The sequence below is a fragment of the Nonomuraea sp. H19 genome, assembly GCF_052068215.1.
Classification (GTDB): domain Bacteria; phylum Actinomycetota; class Actinomycetes; order Streptosporangiales; family Streptosporangiaceae; genus Nonomuraea.
The window spans coordinates 113900-129027 of sequence record NZ_JBQHCV010000024.1; the positions used below are offsets into that span (position 1 = coordinate 113900).

Below are 15128 nucleotides of genomic sequence, written 5' to 3' on the forward strand. Positions count from 1 at the left end.
AGGATGCGACAAGGACTCACGAGTACGTTCGACGCCGGCCCACTCACCGAGGATGGTGTTGATGAGCGACCGGGACGCAGTGATCGAAAAACAGCTCACCACCGCGCCGCCCCAGCCCGAGAGGGATTGGGCGACACGTGTCCGGCGTTTCGTCCGCCCGCGGCGGCGCTGGTGCTGGGGCACCAAGCTGGTCGCGACCGCTTCGGTGGCGTGGCTGCTCTTCGTGCTCTGCCACCTGCTGGCGAGCGGGCGCACCTCGCTGTGGGCGCCGGTTGAGCTGATCCCGCCGCTGCTGTTCCTGGTGGTCCCCGCACTGCTGATGGTCGTGGCCCCGCTGGCCCGGCCGGCCCGCTGGCAGATCATGTCACTGCTGGTGGTCACCGCGGTGCTCGGCGCCGGGCGGAGCGGAGTCAACTACGCCACCCTCTGGTACACCCCGCCCCCCGCACGCCTGGGAGCCATCACCGTGGCCGCCTGGAACACCGAGTTCTGGGACCAGGACTGGCGCACCGCCAAGGGCGAGCGGTATTCGCCCGAGTTCTACGACTACCTGCACAAGCTGAACGCCGACGTTCACCTGCTGACGGAGTACCTGTACGTGGACACCCAGGCAGGTGACATGCGGTCGCAACGCTGGACGGCCGACCTGGCGATGCGCATCGACAAGCTGGCGGAGCTGCGCCGCGAGTTCCCCGGCTACCACGTCGCGGTGTCCGGCGAGCAGATCACGCTCTCGCGGTTCCCGATCGTCGGGCACCGCGGCCTGGACATGCGCCCGTGGCTGCCGGCCGACCAGAAGCAGATACCCGAGGCGCTGCGGGACTGGCCGGAGGGCTACACGGTCGAGACGCTGCGCACCGACATCGACGTGAACGGCAAGATCGTCTCCTTCTACGACGGGCAGATCTCCCAGCCTCCGCTCGAATGGCGGCTGTACAGCCCCGAGTCCCGCGACATCAACTTCAGCCGGACCCTCCGGCGGGAGGCGAGCTACCGGGCCATCAGTGCGGACATCGCGGTCAACCCGAATCCCGCAGTGCTCGCCGGCGACCTGAACACCTCCCCGGCGATGGGCATCCGCCGCCTGCTCCCCGAGAGACTGGTCGACCGGACGCCTGTGCTCTCGTCCCTCTATCCGGCGACCTACCTGGCCGGGACCGCCGAGCTGTGGCGGATCGACTGGCTGTACACCACCCCCGACGTGACGGTGCACAGTTACGAGCTGCCCGGCGCCGAGGGGCTGTCCGACCATCGGGCCCAGCGCATGGTCATGTCGGTGTCCTGACCGGCGCGGGCCCTGCTGGAGACCTGACCAACGAAGGGAACGGATATGCCTGACGAGATGGCCCGGCGTGGTGATGTCGCAGTCATCGTGCCGAACTACAACAAGAGGAAGACCCTGCGGGCCTGCCTGGAGTCGGTGTACGCGCAGACCTACCGCCCGGCCGAGGTCATCGTCGTCGACGACGTCAGCACCGACGGCTCGCTGGAGATAGCGCGGGAGTTCCCCTGCACGATCGTCGAGTCGCCGCGCAACCAGGGGCCGGCGGGGGCCCGCAACCTCGGGGTGGCGAGCAGCTCGGCTCCGCTGCTGTTCTTCGTCGACTCCGACACGGCGCTCGCGCCCGATGCGATCCACAACGCGGTCAAGGCGTACCGGGAGACGCCGGACTGCGGCATGGTCCAGGGCATCTACGATGCCGAGCCGCTGTACGACGACGGCCCGGTCGAACGCTACCGGGTGCTGTGCGAGCACTACGAGCGCTGCCGGACCACGGCGACGTTCCTGTCCTGCACCCTGATCCCGCGCCAGGTCTTCGAGGAGACAGGAGGGCTGGATGAGCGGCTGCGCGACGGTGAGGACTTCGAGTTCGGCATGCGCGTCCCGGCCCACTACCGGCTGGTGGTGACCACCTCCGTGGTCACCAAGGCCGACGACGAGGACAGGTTCTGGGGGTGCCTGGCGGAGCGGTTCGTCCGGTCCACCACGCTGCCGGTGATCATGGTCAGGGCACGGCGGCTGCGCGATGAGGGCAAGGTCGGCTTCCAGCTCAATATGATCGGGACAGGACAGCACAAACGTCGAAAACCGCCACGGGTCTCCTCCGCTTCGGCGACGGCTACCTTCCTCACCCTGCCGCTCGCGCTCGTCAGCCCCTGGCTGCTGGGTGTGCCGGCGGCGACGCTTGGGGTGTTTCTCTGGAGGAACCGCGAGTTCATCGGGTTCGCTCGCCGGCACCGAGGCGCCCGCTTCGGGCTGTGGGTCAGCTGGATGCAGCTCTGCTTCCACACGGCTTTCTTCCTCGGCGCCTGCGTGGGGCTGCTGCGTGTCGCCTACGAGCTGGGCCGCCGGCAGGGAGAACCGGTCAGGACCGGCCTGTCCCCGGTGCCGTCGGCCGGGACGCGCGAGTGAGAGCGATCAAGCTTCCCCGGCTGCCGCGCTGGCTGAAGCGGGCGCTGGTCGCCGCGTTCGCCCTCGCCGTTGTGGGCGCGATCGCGCTGACGCTGTCCCGGCTGGACTGGGGCGTGGTCGCCGTCCTGTTCACCCGGCGCGAAGCCGGGCAGCTCAGCCTCCTGTTGGGCGGCGCGCTGCTGGCGAGCATGGCGGGACTGTCGTTCGGGTTCCTCGCCTGGCGCGTCGTGCTGCTGGAGACCGGCCCTCCTGTCAGCGAGCCGCGGGTGGTGCGGATCTTCTTCGTCGGCTTCCTGTCCAAGTACTTGCCCGGACGGGTGCCCGGCATGTTCGCCGTCACCAAGGTGGCGGCGGCCAACGGCGTCACCTTCGGCAGGCTGATGAGCGTGGCGGCGCTCGTCATGAGCCTGGTGCTGCTGAGCGGGTTCACGGTCGGGCTGCTCGCGGGCGTGCAGATGCTGGGGGCCCAGGCGGCGTGGCTGGCCGGAGCCGCCGTGCTGATCGTGCTCGTCCTGGTGCGCCCGCAGATCATCAACCAGGGCTCCGCGCTGCTGCTGCGGCTGCTGCGCCGCCCTGCGGCGGCCAAGGCCGCGTCGATCCGGGGAGTGCGGCTCGCGGTCGCCTGGCAGAGCCTGTCGTGGGTGGTCACAGGGTTGCACCTGTGGCCCCTGGCCATCGCGATGGGGGCGTCTCCGTCACGCTCCCTCGCGCTCTGCGTCGGCGCGTTCACGCTCGCCACGTCGATCGGCATCGCGAGCGTGTTCATCCCCGACGGCATCGGCGTCCGCGAGGCGGTGCTGACGGCCGCACTGACCGTGGTGCTCCCCGCCCCGGCCGCCGCGGTGGTGGCCCTGGCCAGCCGCCTCGTCTCCACCGTCAGCGAGGTCCTGCTCGGCGCGGCCGCCCTCGCGACCGCCGAATACCTCATCCGCCGCGGACGGACCGATCCACAGGAGGCTCCTCAGCCTGCCGGTCCCCGGCTCGCCGACTTCGGCCATCGTGGCGAGCAACCATGACCATGCGCACGCGACCGCAGAACGTCCGCGCGACGGCGCTCGCTGGGGTGCGCGGATTGTCTGTCGTCCCGACGGACCTCGATCAGCTGTGCGGTGCACGCGCGGCGCAGCGGCGCTGTCGAGCAGCACAACGGCGACCCCGTACGCTACAGCGCGCCGCATCGCGGGCTATCCGCCTCTCGTATCCTGTCTGCCCGTGGCTGGCGAACAGCGCGCACGTGGAGATGAGGAAGCCGGCCTGAGTCGAGTTGGCCCAGTTCCGGCAGGTCTTGAACCGGGCTCTCCCGTAGCCGCCCGAATCCCGGAAACCGTCCCCGCGGCGAAGCTAACCTCGCCGCGGTGAGCACCGATGTCGATATCCGAAGCTGAGTGCACGGGTGTCCGAAGTCGTCTGCATGCAGAGAGCCCCCGGCCCCTCGGCGGCGAGGACGTCCGAGTTCCGCTGGGCTTCGGGCTGGCGAAGCCTCTGCGGCCGCCGCGGGGTAGTGCAATCACCCCTGGTCAAGCCCGCACGGGCAGTGACGCCGGAGCACGCGTCGTTATTGACACTGCCTCCCGCCACTCCCCGGCGCGGCAAACCACCTATCCCGGTCGCCGGGCCGTTCACGCTCCACAACAGCGCAAGAGGTAAGGCCGGCACTACCAGAGATCAGGGTGTCGGCAGGAATGCCCCTCTTTTGCGGCTATATCTAGGGTTTCGGCATGACCTTTTCTCGCGTACTAGTGACCGGCGGACTCGCCCTGGGCTGCCTTGCCACCACGTTCCCCGCCGAAGCCGCGGCCGCACAGACCGTGGCCCGCGGCGCCGTGGTCTCTTCGATCCTCGTGGAGAAGCTGGACAAGGGTCAGGTCGCCGAGCGGCTCAAGGCGACCGGCATCGATTCGGCGCAGGTGAAGTATGGCGTGAGCGCCTATCGCGTGGTCTATCGCACCGTCGACGCCAAGGGCCGGTCCACCACCGCCAGCCAGTTGGTCGCCCTGCCTGACAACGGCCGGCGCGACCTGCGGGTCGTCTCATGGTTGCACGGCACCACGGTGTACCGGGGCGATGTGGCCTCGGTGAACGAGAAATCCACCGACCGCGCCGCGGCGCTGCTGTTCGCGGGGGCCGGGCATGCGGTATCCGCCCCCGACTATCTTGGCCTGGGCACGGGGCCCGGCCACCACACCTACGGAGACCCGCGGACCACGGTCTCCGCCCCGGTGGACGCCCTGCGCGCGACCCGCGCCTTCACCCGCGGGCACCAGCGCCGGCTCGACGCGCGCGTGCTGGTCAGCGGCTTCTCGCAGGGCGGTCCCGCGACCATGATGGTGGGGCGCTCCCTGCAACAGGGGCAGGACCCGTACTTCCGGCTGGGCGGACTGGCCCCGATCGCCGGCCCGTTCGACCTGAGCTCTTTCGAGGCCGCCGCCGCGAACGACAAGATCCGGATGGCCTCGCTCTACCTGGCCTACTTCGTGATCTCCGCGGACCGCTACACCGACGTCTACCGCACGCCGAGCGAGGCCTTCCGCGCCCCGTACGATGAGCAGGTGGAGAAGCTCTTCGACGGCAACCATCAGGCCGCGGAGATCGCCAAGGCGTTGCCGCCGACGTCCGAGAGGTTGTTCACCGCGGAGTTCCTGGACAAGGTCCGCAAGCCGACCGGCAAACTGAAGGAGCTGCTGACCTCGCTCGACTCCACCTGCAACTGGAAGCCGGACGTTCGGGTGCGCCTCCATCACGCCAAGGGCGACAAGGACGTCGCCTACGACAACGCGCTGTACTGTCAGCGTCAGCTGCGTTCCCACGGCGCGAGGCAGACCCTCACCGACGCCGGGGATGTGGATCACAACCAGACCGTCCGTAAGGCGCTGCCGTTGGTGGTCGCCGGCTTCACGGGGAACCGGGCTTGATCCTTCCGGTCTCAGCGATGTCCTCAGCAACGATTCCAGGAATCACCCGAGGCCGGTACGTCCGGACTGCTCAGGATCGAACATCATGAAGACACGTGAGTTGGACCGGCTGGAACGAGTGCATCTCTGCAGGGGGCAAAAGCCCTTTCGTGGCTGCAGCACTGCTGAACGTGAACGCCGCCGGACCCTCATGATGGGGGGCCGACGGCGTGTGGCCTCAGCGGCCGGAGGTCAGGTCAGGAGCCAAAGGTTCATGACCACGCGCACGCGCCGGGGCGGGCTGAGAAGACTTCGAAGCCGAAGTCCTCGACAGTCTCCCACGGTGCGACTTCGCGGCGGTCGCCGTTGAAGCCGGGCGCCGAGAAGAAGCACCAGAACTCGGGGGTCTGGTTCACCGCCTGGACGACGGGCGGGACGATGTAGGGCTCGTCCCTGGCGATGATCCGCAGGTCGCCTGCTGCGGTGTAGGCGCAGACTCCGATAATTCTGGGGCAGGGCAGCGGGGCGGCCTGGGCGGCAGCTGTGGTGGGGGCCGCGGCGGAGGCGGGGAGGGCCAGGCCGGCGGCGGCCGTTGCCGTGGCCAGCAGCACTGCGACTCTGCGGAGGAGGGCCGTCATGGGTGACTCCTTTGCTTGTACGGGAGTGTCTGCAGTGGCAGACACCTCACTCAACAACAATCTGCAGTTGAATGACAACACAGAGTGACAGAAGCTTGGCGTCCGTGCTCCACGGCGCCCCCCACCACCGGACCCCGTCGAGGTGTGCCACGACGTCGTTGATGAGGGAGGAGAGTTCGGCGCCGCCCGGTCGCGGCCGACCGTCACCCAGATGATCCCGCCCCTGAACCGCCGGCGGACGTTCCTGCGATGGCAGATTTCGACGGCGAGTGACGTCTTGCCGAAGCCGCCCGCGCCGACAATGCCAGTCTCAACGGCGGCGCGACCGCCGGCCACCGGTCCCGCGCGGCTCGCCCCGGTGTCCGGACTTGCCGGAACCACCCGGCCCGGGCTTGCCACGGGCGGGCCGGGCCGCCGGCTCGGTCCGCGTGCCAGGCCAGTGGGACGGGCGGGTGAGCGCGGGCGGCAGGCGGGTGCCGGCGTCGCCCTTGGCGGCGTTGAGCTGGGCCTGGGTGAGGAAGATGCTGCCGGTGAGATCGGCCCCCGACAGGTCGGCGCCTCGCAGGTCGGCCCCGATCAGGTCGGCCTGCCGCAGGTCCGCCCCGCGCAGGTCGGCCCCGATCAGGTACGCCCCCCGCAGGTTGGCCCCGCACAGGTCGGCGCCCCGGAGCCGGGCCCCGATCAGGTCGGCGCCCCTGCGGTCCTTGCCCCGATGCCCCGCCCTGACCAGCTCGCTCGTACGCAGCAGCAGCGTGTTGACCTCGGCCCGGTGCGCCGCCACGTCGACCTTCTCCAGCACGTCGGCGCTCTCGCGGGTGAGCCGTTCGGTCTCGTCGAGGGCGCGGCGCAGCTCGGCGTGGATCTCCCCGGCGGCTTCCAGGCTCAGCGCCTCGGCCAGATACCAGAGCAGCTCGTGCAGCTGCCGCATGACGGGGAACACCGCGTACAGCTGCCGCGCCGTGCCCGGCGCCTCCCGCCAGCTCCTGCCCTCGAAGGTGACCTGCGAGACCTTCTGTCCCGCCCCGAAGCAGTCGAACACGGTGCAGCCGGCAAAGCCGCGCTGCCTGAGCTGCTGGTGGATGGAGCAGCGGAAGTCGTCGCGCAGGTTGCGGCAGGGCTCCCCGGCGTCCTTGTCCATGGCGAAGTCCGCCGAGGCGGAGAAGGGGAGCGCGACACAGCACAGCCCGAAGCAGCTCTCGCAGTCGGCCAGCAGGCCGAGCTCGCGTGGGTTCGTTCCGGGCAACGGGCTGGTCTCCTCACGGACGGGCGGCAGATCAAGGATACTCAAGGATGCACGTACGGCGTCGTCGTGGTCAGCGCCACGAACCCGAGCCGCGACAGGATGGGCCGGCTCTCGCTGGAGGCGTCGACCTGCAGGTACTCGTAGCCGAGCGCGGCCGCGAGGCGGGCGCGGCAGGCGACCAGGGACCGGTAGACGCCGCGCCCGCGCCACTCCGGCAGGGTGCCGCCGCCCCACAGGCTCGCGAACCCGGTGCCCGGGTGCAGGTCCATGCGGGCGGCGCTGATCGGCACGTCGCCGGCCATGGCGACCACGGCGATGAGGGTGCCGGCGGCGAGTTGGTCGAGCAGACTTTCTCTCATGCGGTGGCGGGGCGCGCCGAAGACGCGCTCGTGCACGTCGGCGACCAGTTCCACGCCGTCTCGTCCGGTCACCCGGACCAGCCGCACGCCTTCGGGGACCTCGACGCCGGCCGGCGCCTCCCCCGTCCCGAGCCACCAGTCCGTGTCCGTTCCGATGGCCTGGCCAGGCCGCGCCGCGTGGACGGCTCCGGTGGCATGAGGCGGCTGGGCGCTCCCGGGGTTCCGCGGGGGCGGGGTGCCGCCGGCGATCTGTGCGACCGAGGCGACCATGAGCGTCTCGGCGGGTTCGGGCGTGAAGCCGGCCGCCAGGAGCCTGCGGTCGAGGTCCGCGGGCCGGTCGTGGCCATAGAGCTTCCACTCGAAGGCCCGGCCCAGCGACCCGAAATAACGGACCTGCTCGGCGATCGCCGCGTCCGCGCCCTCAGCGTCGAGGTCTGACCAGATGACGCCGTTCCAGCCGTGCTCCGTGCCGACGTGCCGGACCACCCCGCCAGTCCGTTCCACCTTGGCCGAGGGCCCGTCGGGGCGGGCCTCGCGCCGCATCCGCCGGTCGAACTCGCCCAGCAGCTCGTCATGATTCATCCGGCCACCCCAGCATCCGCACCCGCGCCCCGCAACCGGATAAACAGGGCTCAGCCGCCGAAGCGGCGTTGCCTGGCGGCGAAGCTGCGTAGCGCGCGCAGGAAGTCGATCTCGCGGAAGGCCGGCCAGTAGGCCTCGCAGAAGTACAGCTCGGAGTAGGCCGACTGCCAGAGCAGGAAGTTCGACATGCGCTGCTCGCCGCTGGTGCGGATCACCAGGTCGGGGTCGGGCTGCCCGGCCGTGTAGAGGTGCTTGGCGATGTCGTCCACGGTCAGCGTCGCGGCCAGGTCGATCATGGACTGGCCGGCCTCGGCGCGTTCGTACAGCAGCTCGCGCAGGGCGTCGATGACCTCCTGGCGGCCGCCGTACCCGATGGCCAGCGTGAGGTGGAAGCCGGTGTCGCAGGTCCGGGTCGCCTCGACGGCGCTCTTGAGCACGCGGGCGGTGGTGTCGGGCAGCATGTCGAGCAGTCCGGCGACGTGGACGCGCCAGCGGGCGTCCGGCCGGTCGAGCCGGTCGGCGACCATCTGCTCGATCACCCGCAGCAGGAAGGCGACCTCCTCGTCGCCGCGGTGCTGGAGGTTCTCCGTCGAGCAGAGGAACACGGTCAGGTGCCGGATGCCCAGGCCCTCGCACCACGTCAGCACGTGCTCGATGTGCTCGGCGCCGTATTTGTGGCCGATGCTCGGGTTGGCCAGGCCCATCTGCCGGGCCCAGCGCCGGTTGCCGTCCATGATGAGGCCGACGTGGCCGGGCAGCGGGCCCGCCATGACCTGGCGGCGCAGGCGCCGGGCGTACAGGGCGTGAAGGAGATCAGTCATGCGCACCCTACAAGGATGACCCGCCCGGCGAGCCGGAAAGCACTATTGCCGGGTCGGCGCGGGTTCGGCGCTCTACTCCAGCGTGCGGGTGACCTTGCGCTCGGACCGGCGCGTCCCCAGGTCAGGGCCTTGGTCATCGATATCGTCGCCGATCAGCAGTGCCGGCTTCGCGCACTTCATCCGCCCGGTCAGGCACACGTTGCGCCGCCGTGTACGCCGCGCCGCGCACCTCGTTCAGCCATCCTGCCGGGCGTAGTCCCGGGATGGGGCGCTGGATGGGGTTGAACCGGGCCGGCCCGCCGGACACGGCCGGAGCGGCGAGTTCGACCTGGCCGAAGAGCTGCCACGGCCCTGACGGGGCGGCGACGACGAGATCGAGCATGAGCGGCCCGTCTTCGGCAGCTTGCGCGAGCGCGTCGAAGGTGGCCGGCAGCGGCTTGGCATTCCGGAGCAACGCGCCGAGCAGCAACCGCCGGTCGTCGGCCTGGTAGGGAAACAGCGACGTGTACATGCCGGTCCACCGGGTCGCGGGTCGTAGCAGCCGCCTTCCGAGCGTGGTGTGGCCGGTGGTGGCGAGCAGCAGATCGGCGGTGGCATCGTCCTGTTGCCAGCGGAGGGCGAGCCCCAGGATGTCAGGGAGGGGCGGCGGAATACCCATGGAGCGGGAGAGCCGGGCGATCCCTGAGAGGTTCGCCCGCTGGTCCAGGAGCGCCGCTCCCCACGTTCGCGATGCGCCGTGCAGACGCAGGTGCGCGTCGAGGACAAGCCCGGACGGGTGAAGCGGCCGTCCTTTCCTCAGGCGTGCGGCGGCGTCGAACGTCGCGGCGAGCCCTGACCGTACGGCGGAAGTGAACAGCCGCTCCATGGGCTTCTCCTTCACCGCGGAAAGCTTCCTACCAGGCAGAACTGCTACCCGAGGTGGCCGCCGAGCACCCTCTTCAGCGCGACTGATCCCGTCGATGGGGGGTAGTCGCAAGTGGGTGCAACCACCGCTATTAGGGGAGGCACACATGGACAGTCCTCGTACTGCCGCCGGCAGGAGCCCCGTACAACTGGCGGCGTTCGTCGTCGGGGCCGTGTTCTTGCTCGTCGGCGTGCTCGGCTTCATCCCCGGCATCACGACCAACTACGACGAGATGCGGTTCGCCGGCCACGAGTCCGACGCGCTGTTGCTGAACGTCTTCCAGGTGTCGATCTTGCATAACATCGTCCACCTGCTGTTCGGCATCGCGGGCATCCTCATGTCCAGGACGTGGTCGGGCGCCCGCGCCTTCCTCATCGGAGGCGGCGTCGTCTACCTGGTGCTGTGGATCTACGGCATGCTGATCGGGCACGACAGCCCGGCGAACTTCGTCCCGCTCAACACCGCCGACAACTGGCTGCATCTCCTGCTGGCCATCGGCATGCTCGCCTTGGGGTTCCTCCTGGCGCGCCGGCGTGCCCCTGCGGCCCGCTGAGCCGCCATCTTCGTCCGCACGCTCGGGTGGCGCTCGGAGGAGGCGGACTCGCCGGGTCCGCCCCCCCTGCGCGCGATGCCTACAGCACCCGCTTGGCCCCTGGCAGGAGGCGTACGAGGTAGGCGATCCACCAGCACAGCGGCAGCGCGAGCACCAGCATGACGGCGAACTTGACGACAGCGATGGCGGGCAGCCAGCGCAGCACGTTGCCGAGGCCGACGAGCACGAGCGGGTGGATGATGTACACCGTGAAGGCGTGGTCGGACAGGAATTTCCCGCGCGCCCCCTGCCGGTTGAACCGTTCCCTGAACCACACGGTCAGCATGATGATCATGCTGACCGCGAAGACGGACTCCCACAGGGCCGTCAGCGCCGACGACAGCGCCCCGGTGGTGGTGAACGCCACCGGCGCCAGCACCACGGTCGACACGCCCGCCACGACCAGACCGAGCAGCCCGGCCCGCTCGGGCAGCGTCTCGAACCAGCGGCGCCGGAAGGCGACGCAGCCGAGCGCGAACATGGCGGCGTACTGTGGCAGGAAGTTCGGCGTCGGCAACCCGAGCACCGGCACGTAGGTGCCGGTGGGCACCGCGATCCGCCACAGGAACGTGGCCGCCGCAAGCCCCAGCGTGAACAACGCGATCCACCTGAAGCGCAGGGGCGCCGGGCGCTGGTCGAGTGGCGCACGCAGGCTCCGCCAGCCGGCGTAGGCCAGTGCGAAGACGATCAGAACCTCGGCGAACCACATGGGCCCGGGATCCCAGGAGGCGAGGTAGTACTGCCAGTAGGGCGTGCCGTCGTCGCGCCGGATGTACTCGCCGAAGGTGATCAGCGGCCGCAGCAGCACGAGGAAGACCAGCAGCGGGATGCCGAGCCGTACCAGCCGGTCGCGGAGGAAGGCGCGGGCACCCTTGCGGTCGTAGGAGCCGGGGGTGAAGAACCCGGAGACGAGAAAGAAGAACCCCATGAAGAACGCCTGGTTGAACACCACCAGCATGTCGAGCGCGACCCCCGACGGATCCTTGGCGGGCTCGACGTAGTACCAGAGCGGGATGTTGCCGTAGGTGATGGCGACGTGGTGGGTGACGACCAGCACGGTGAGTGCGGTCCGTAAGTTGTCGATCGCGTAGACCCTGGTCGTGGGCTCGGTCTTCCTCATCGGGCGCACGCCCTTTCGAGGAGGTCGGCCAGCGCGTGCGCGTGCGCGTCGAGGTCGTGCTCGGGGTAGGCCATCCAGTAAGCGAACATGTTGTCGACGGCCGCGGAGTGGGTGATGGCCATGACCCGGGTGTCAAACTCCCGGAACTCGCCGGTCTGCTGCCCGAGGCGGTAAATGTGCTCCAGCGAGAGATAGATCTCCTCGTTGGCCTTGATCCCGTATCGGGGTTTTCCGTCGGCGGTGCGGAAGTTGGTGAAGATCTCCCCCAGCGCCGTGAGCTGGGTGCGGTGGCCGCGCATGTGCTCGGCGACGGACAGGATGTGCGTCCTGAGCAGCTCGGTGGCCGACTGCAGGCCCTCCATCTTGGCCAGCACGTGCTCAGCGATGGCCCCGTAGGTGCGCTCGACGACCTCGGTCATCAGCTCGTCCTTGCCGGCGAAGTGGTAGGAGATCACGCCCTTGCTGACGCCCGCGTGCTGGGCGATCCGCGCCAGCGACGCCTGAGCGAACCCGACGTCGGCGATGATCTCCACGGCGGAGGCCACGATCTGGGACCGCCTGGCCTCCTCGATGAAGGAGCGAGCCTTCTGGCCGTCCGGCTCAATTTCTGACCGCATGGCTAAAATTTAACACGTGCGGATAGTCAGCGACATATCCGGTCGGGACCGAATACGGTAGCCCATTGACGATCGGCCAAGCCCGTAAGCCTTCCGGAGTCTCTTCTTGCGTACCGCAGCGGCAATCCTCTCCTTCGTGCTCGCCATCACCATCCTGCCCGCCCAGCCGGCCACCGCCGCGGTTTCCGCCTCGCCGCTGCCGGGCGGCAAGACCACCTATGTCGTCTCGCAGGGTCATCTGAAGGCCACCTCCCGGCAGAACTGGGTACGCCTGGGCAGCTACCGCTTCGCCGCGGACGGCACGGTGAGCGCCGCCCTGTACCTGTGGTGGCAGCGTCATCCCAAGGCCAGGCAGCGCACCGGCACCGTCCCCGACCCGAGCTGCACCACCAAGGCGGGCGGTGCAGCATCGAGGCCCCGCGCCTGCGAGGTGCTCACCGCCGGGGGCTTCACCGGCGCCCCGGACGAGAGCCGCGCCGGGACGTACACCGTTGCGGGCAACGTGCTCACCATCCGGTGGAAGATCGCCCAGACGTGGACGGAGCAGTGGTACGTGCGGCGCTCGCCTGACGGCAGGCTGGCCCGCCTGGACCTCAAGCAGAGCACGCTGGCCACGCACGGGTACGGCTACGGCAGCAACGCCGCGACCAGCACCCGGCGCGCGATGAGCTCGGTGAAGGCGTTCCCCGGCTCGCTCAGGCAGGACCTGACGAGCTGGGCGAGCGGCAAGCTCGTCACCTCCGGCAATCAGCCGTTCGGCCACTCCGCCTTCCGCGCCTGCGCCGCCACCACCTCGTGCCTGACCTACCTGCAGCCGTCCTCGCGCGGCGCGTGCCAGAAGTCGGGCGGCTGCCCCAAGTACGGCGGCGGAACGCGCCCCAACATCAGCTCCATCCAGTATTACCTCACGATGATCTCCAAGTCCGACCGCCGCGACACGCTCTGGCACTGGTGCACCTGCCTGGCGATGGAACGCGGGGAGTTCTGCTACACCGGCAACTCCCACGTCAAACCGCTCATGCAGATCATCGACGACACGGGGGCCTTCCGCGGCTGGGTCGGCGCGGAGGCATCCTTCTCGACCGGCTCCCGGGCGACAGACATGCTGGCGGTGCTGCGCATCTCCGACTTCCGCTGACCGGTCCCAACCTGTCGTCATGCCCGCGCACCACCACGATCCGTACCGCGCCCCGGCGTGGAGGGCGCGGCGTCAGTACACCGGCCGTACGAATGACACTGATCAGATGATCCGGAAGTTGGCCATCATCATCATGTCCTCGTGTTCGAGGTTGTGGCAGTGGAAGACGTACTTGCCGCGGTAGGAGTCGAATCTGACCAGGACCTCGGCCTGGTCGCCGCTGGCCAGGTCGACGGTGTCCTTCCAGCCGGTGGCGTAGGGACCGGGGTCCAGCACCTGGAAGGGCGCGAGGTGGATGTGGATGGGGTGAGCCACGTTCTGCGCGCGCAGCTTCCACCGCTCCACCGTGCCGAGCCTGGGAGTGGCCGCGATGTGGTCGGGGCTGAACGCCCGGCCGTTGACGGTCCACAGGCTCATGCCGTGCCGTTCCGCGCCGCCGCGCTGGAAGGTGAAGGTCCGCTCCACGACGGCCTCTGACGGCGACAGCGGCCGGAAGTCGGTCAGCTTGGCCGGGATACGGCTGTCGTCGGGTGCCTTGCGAGCCACCACGAACCGCATGACGTTGGCGGTGCCGTCCTGGCCGAGCCGGTTCGTCACCGTCACCTCCTGCCCGATCGGATAAGCCGAGAAGTCGATCACGACGTCGAACCGCTCCGCCTGCGCGATCTGCAGCTCGGCGTGCGCGACAGGTGCGGCGAGCAGGCCCAGGTCGCTGCCGATCTGGACGAACGACGCTCCGCCTGGCGGCGGCGGGTCGAGCGCGAGCCGGTAGCGGCGGGCGTTGGAGGCGTTGAGGATGCGGAAGCGGTACCGGGTGGCGGTGACCTCCATGACCGGCCACGGCGCCCCGTTCACCAGCACGCAGTCACCCAGCACGCCGCTGATGAAGTCGCTGTGCACGTCCGGGTAGATCATCGATCCGTCCTCGGCGAAGGAGCGGTCGGCGATCATGAGGGGGACGTCCCGGTCGCCCTTCGGCAGCGGCAGCGCTTCCTCCTCGTCGTCGTGCACGAGGTGGAAGCCGGCAAGTCCCTTGTAGACCTGCGGTCCAGTGTGGTCCATCCGATGGTCGTGGTACCACAGGGTGGTCGCGGGCTGGTCGAGCGGATACACGTACTCGTGGGCAGAGCCGGGGGTGACGAGGTCGGTGGGATAGCCGTCGTGCTCGGCGGGCGTCCTGCCGCCGTGCAAGTGCACCACGACGGGCTCGGGCAGCTCGTTGCGGTGGCGCACGACGGTCTTGCGGCCGCGCCGCGACACGATCGTGGGGCCGGGGAAGATCCCGTTGTACCCCCACACCTGTGTACGCAGGCCAGGCAGGATCTCCGCCTGGCCGACACGCTGGGTGATCTCGTAAACGCCGGTGCCGGCGGGGCGCAACACCGGGGGGATCGGCAACGGCACGGTGAACGGCTCCGGCAGCCGGGCCGTGCTGCGGAGCAGGCTCCCGGCACTGGACTCGGTCTCCACGTTCGCGCCGCCGCGCGAGGACCCTCCGCAGCCCGCCAGAGGGGCCAGGATCAGGCCGCTCGCGGCGGTCCGCAGGAGGCGCCGCCGGGACAGGCTCACGACTTGCCCCTCCGCGAGTTGTCGATCAGGACCGCGGCGACCGCGCCCACGACGGCCAGGACCTGCGGGCCGAATCCGATGACGAACGTCCACGGTGCCCGCATCGTGCCGTTGGCCACGACCAGCCTGCCCAGCACTTCGCTGAACAGGACGAATCCCACAGCCAGCCCGGCGAAGAGGCCCAGAATGGCTACCCCGAGTGTTCTCATACCGCCGAACGCTAGATCGCCGTGGCAGCCGC

General features: G+C 69.6%; 15 protein-coding genes and 1 pseudogene. 6 read left to right on the plus strand and 10 right to left on the minus strand.

The genetic code is table 11. The features are described 5' to 3' along the window. The first annotated feature begins 61 nt into the window (after positions 1-61). The 4 genes from ACTMTI_RS41110 to ACTMTI_RS41125 all read left to right on the plus strand — a co-directional run bounded on the left by ACTMTI_RS41110 (position 62) and on the right by ACTMTI_RS41125 (position 5325). The gene (locus ACTMTI_RS41110) at positions 62-1285 is read left to right on the plus strand and encodes an endonuclease/exonuclease/phosphatase family protein (RefSeq protein ID WP_441126204.1); all 1224 of its coding nucleotides are present in this window, start codon (positions 62-64) and stop codon (positions 1283-1285) included. A 45-nt stretch (positions 1286-1330) separates the two neighbouring features. Continuing rightward, positions 1331-2413 (plus strand): glycosyltransferase family 2 protein, encoded by a 1083-nt coding sequence (locus ACTMTI_RS41115; RefSeq protein ID WP_441126205.1) that lies wholly within the window; start codon positions 1331-1333, stop codon positions 2411-2413. Next, positions 2410-3429 carry a lysylphosphatidylglycerol synthase domain-containing protein gene (locus ACTMTI_RS41120; RefSeq protein ID WP_441126206.1) on the plus strand — a complete coding sequence of 340 codons (1020 nt, stop codon included), beginning with the start codon at positions 2410-2412 and terminating at the stop codon, positions 3427-3429. Before ACTMTI_RS41115 ends, ACTMTI_RS41120 begins: the two co-directional genes overlap by 4 nt. A 702-nt stretch (positions 3430-4131) precedes the next feature. After that, on the plus strand, positions 4132-5325 hold the full coding sequence (locus tag ACTMTI_RS41125) for a lipase family protein (RefSeq protein WP_441126207.1): 1194 nt from the start codon (positions 4132-4134) through the stop codon (positions 5323-5325). A gap of 251 nt (positions 5326-5576) precedes the next feature. On the opposite strand, the gene ACTMTI_RS41130 is transcribed toward ACTMTI_RS41125, so the two are convergent. The 6 genes and pseudogenes from ACTMTI_RS41130 to ACTMTI_RS41155 form a co-directional block, all read right to left on the minus strand. After that, positions 5577-5942 carry a hypothetical protein gene (locus ACTMTI_RS41130; RefSeq protein WP_441126298.1) on the minus strand — a complete coding sequence of 122 codons (366 nt, stop codon included), beginning with the start codon at positions 5940-5942 and terminating at the stop codon, positions 5577-5579. Between the two features lie 201 nt (positions 5943-6143). Next, positions 6144-6341 (minus strand): annotated as a pseudogene (locus tag ACTMTI_RS41135) (NB-ARC domain-containing protein); the annotation flags it as partial. Continuing rightward, positions 6253-7185, minus strand: a complete 933-nt coding sequence (locus tag ACTMTI_RS41140; protein ID WP_441126292.1) for a pentapeptide repeat-containing protein — start codon at positions 7183-7185, stop codon at positions 6253-6255. The gene ACTMTI_RS41140 and the pseudogene ACTMTI_RS41135, both read right to left, overlap by 89 nt. A 41-nt stretch (positions 7186-7226) precedes the next feature. Next, the gene (locus ACTMTI_RS41145) at positions 7227-8126 is read right to left on the minus strand and encodes a GNAT family N-acetyltransferase (protein ID WP_441126208.1); all 900 of its coding nucleotides are present in this window, start codon (positions 8124-8126) and stop codon (positions 7227-7229) included. A 50-nt stretch (positions 8127-8176) separates the two neighbouring features. After that, positions 8177-8947 (minus strand): polyprenyl diphosphate synthase, encoded by a 771-nt coding sequence (uppS, locus tag ACTMTI_RS41150; RefSeq protein ID WP_441126209.1) that lies wholly within the window; start codon positions 8945-8947, stop codon positions 8177-8179. Between the two features lie 133 nt (positions 8948-9080). Then, a complete protein-coding gene (locus ACTMTI_RS41155; protein ID WP_441126210.1) occupies positions 9081-9812 on the minus strand; it encodes a hypothetical protein in 732 nt (243 codons plus the stop codon). Positions 9813-9957: 145 nt separating this feature from the next. Here ACTMTI_RS41155 and ACTMTI_RS41160 point away from each other — a divergent pair, with 145 nt between their 5' ends. Further along, positions 9958-10404, plus strand: a complete 447-nt coding sequence (locus ACTMTI_RS41160; RefSeq protein WP_441126211.1) for a DUF4383 domain-containing protein — start codon at positions 9958-9960, stop codon at positions 10402-10404. A gap of 79 nt (positions 10405-10483) precedes the next feature. On the opposite strand, the gene ACTMTI_RS41165 is transcribed toward ACTMTI_RS41160, so the two are convergent. Together ACTMTI_RS41165 and ACTMTI_RS41170 are read right to left on the minus strand one after the other, a co-directional pair. After that, positions 10484-11563 (minus strand): acyltransferase family protein, encoded by a 1080-nt coding sequence (locus ACTMTI_RS41165; protein WP_441126212.1) that lies wholly within the window; start codon positions 11561-11563, stop codon positions 10484-10486. Then, entirely contained in the window at positions 11560-12180 is a 621-nt protein-coding gene (locus tag ACTMTI_RS41170) for a TetR/AcrR family transcriptional regulator (RefSeq protein ID WP_441126213.1), read from the minus strand. Before ACTMTI_RS41170 ends, ACTMTI_RS41165 begins: the two co-directional genes overlap by 4 nt. A 136-nt stretch (positions 12181-12316) precedes the next feature. On the opposite strand from ACTMTI_RS41170, the gene ACTMTI_RS41175 reads away from it, so the two are divergent. Further along, positions 12317-13318, plus strand: a complete 1002-nt coding sequence (locus ACTMTI_RS41175; RefSeq protein WP_441126214.1) for a hypothetical protein — start codon at positions 12317-12319, stop codon at positions 13316-13318. A gap of 102 nt (positions 13319-13420) precedes the next feature. Here the strand turns inward: ACTMTI_RS41175 and ACTMTI_RS41180 are convergent, their stop codons facing one another. Continuing rightward, complete coding sequence (locus tag ACTMTI_RS41180) at positions 13421-14887, minus strand: multicopper oxidase family protein (protein WP_441126215.1); 1467 nt, start codon at positions 14885-14887, stop codon at positions 13421-13423. Further along, positions 14884-15096 carry a DUF5957 family protein gene (locus ACTMTI_RS41185; protein ID WP_441126216.1) on the minus strand — a complete coding sequence of 71 codons (213 nt, stop codon included), beginning with the start codon at positions 15094-15096 and terminating at the stop codon, positions 14884-14886. The genes ACTMTI_RS41180 and ACTMTI_RS41185 overlap by 4 nt, the downstream gene beginning before the upstream one ends. Between the last annotated feature and the right edge of the window lie 32 nt (positions 15097-15128).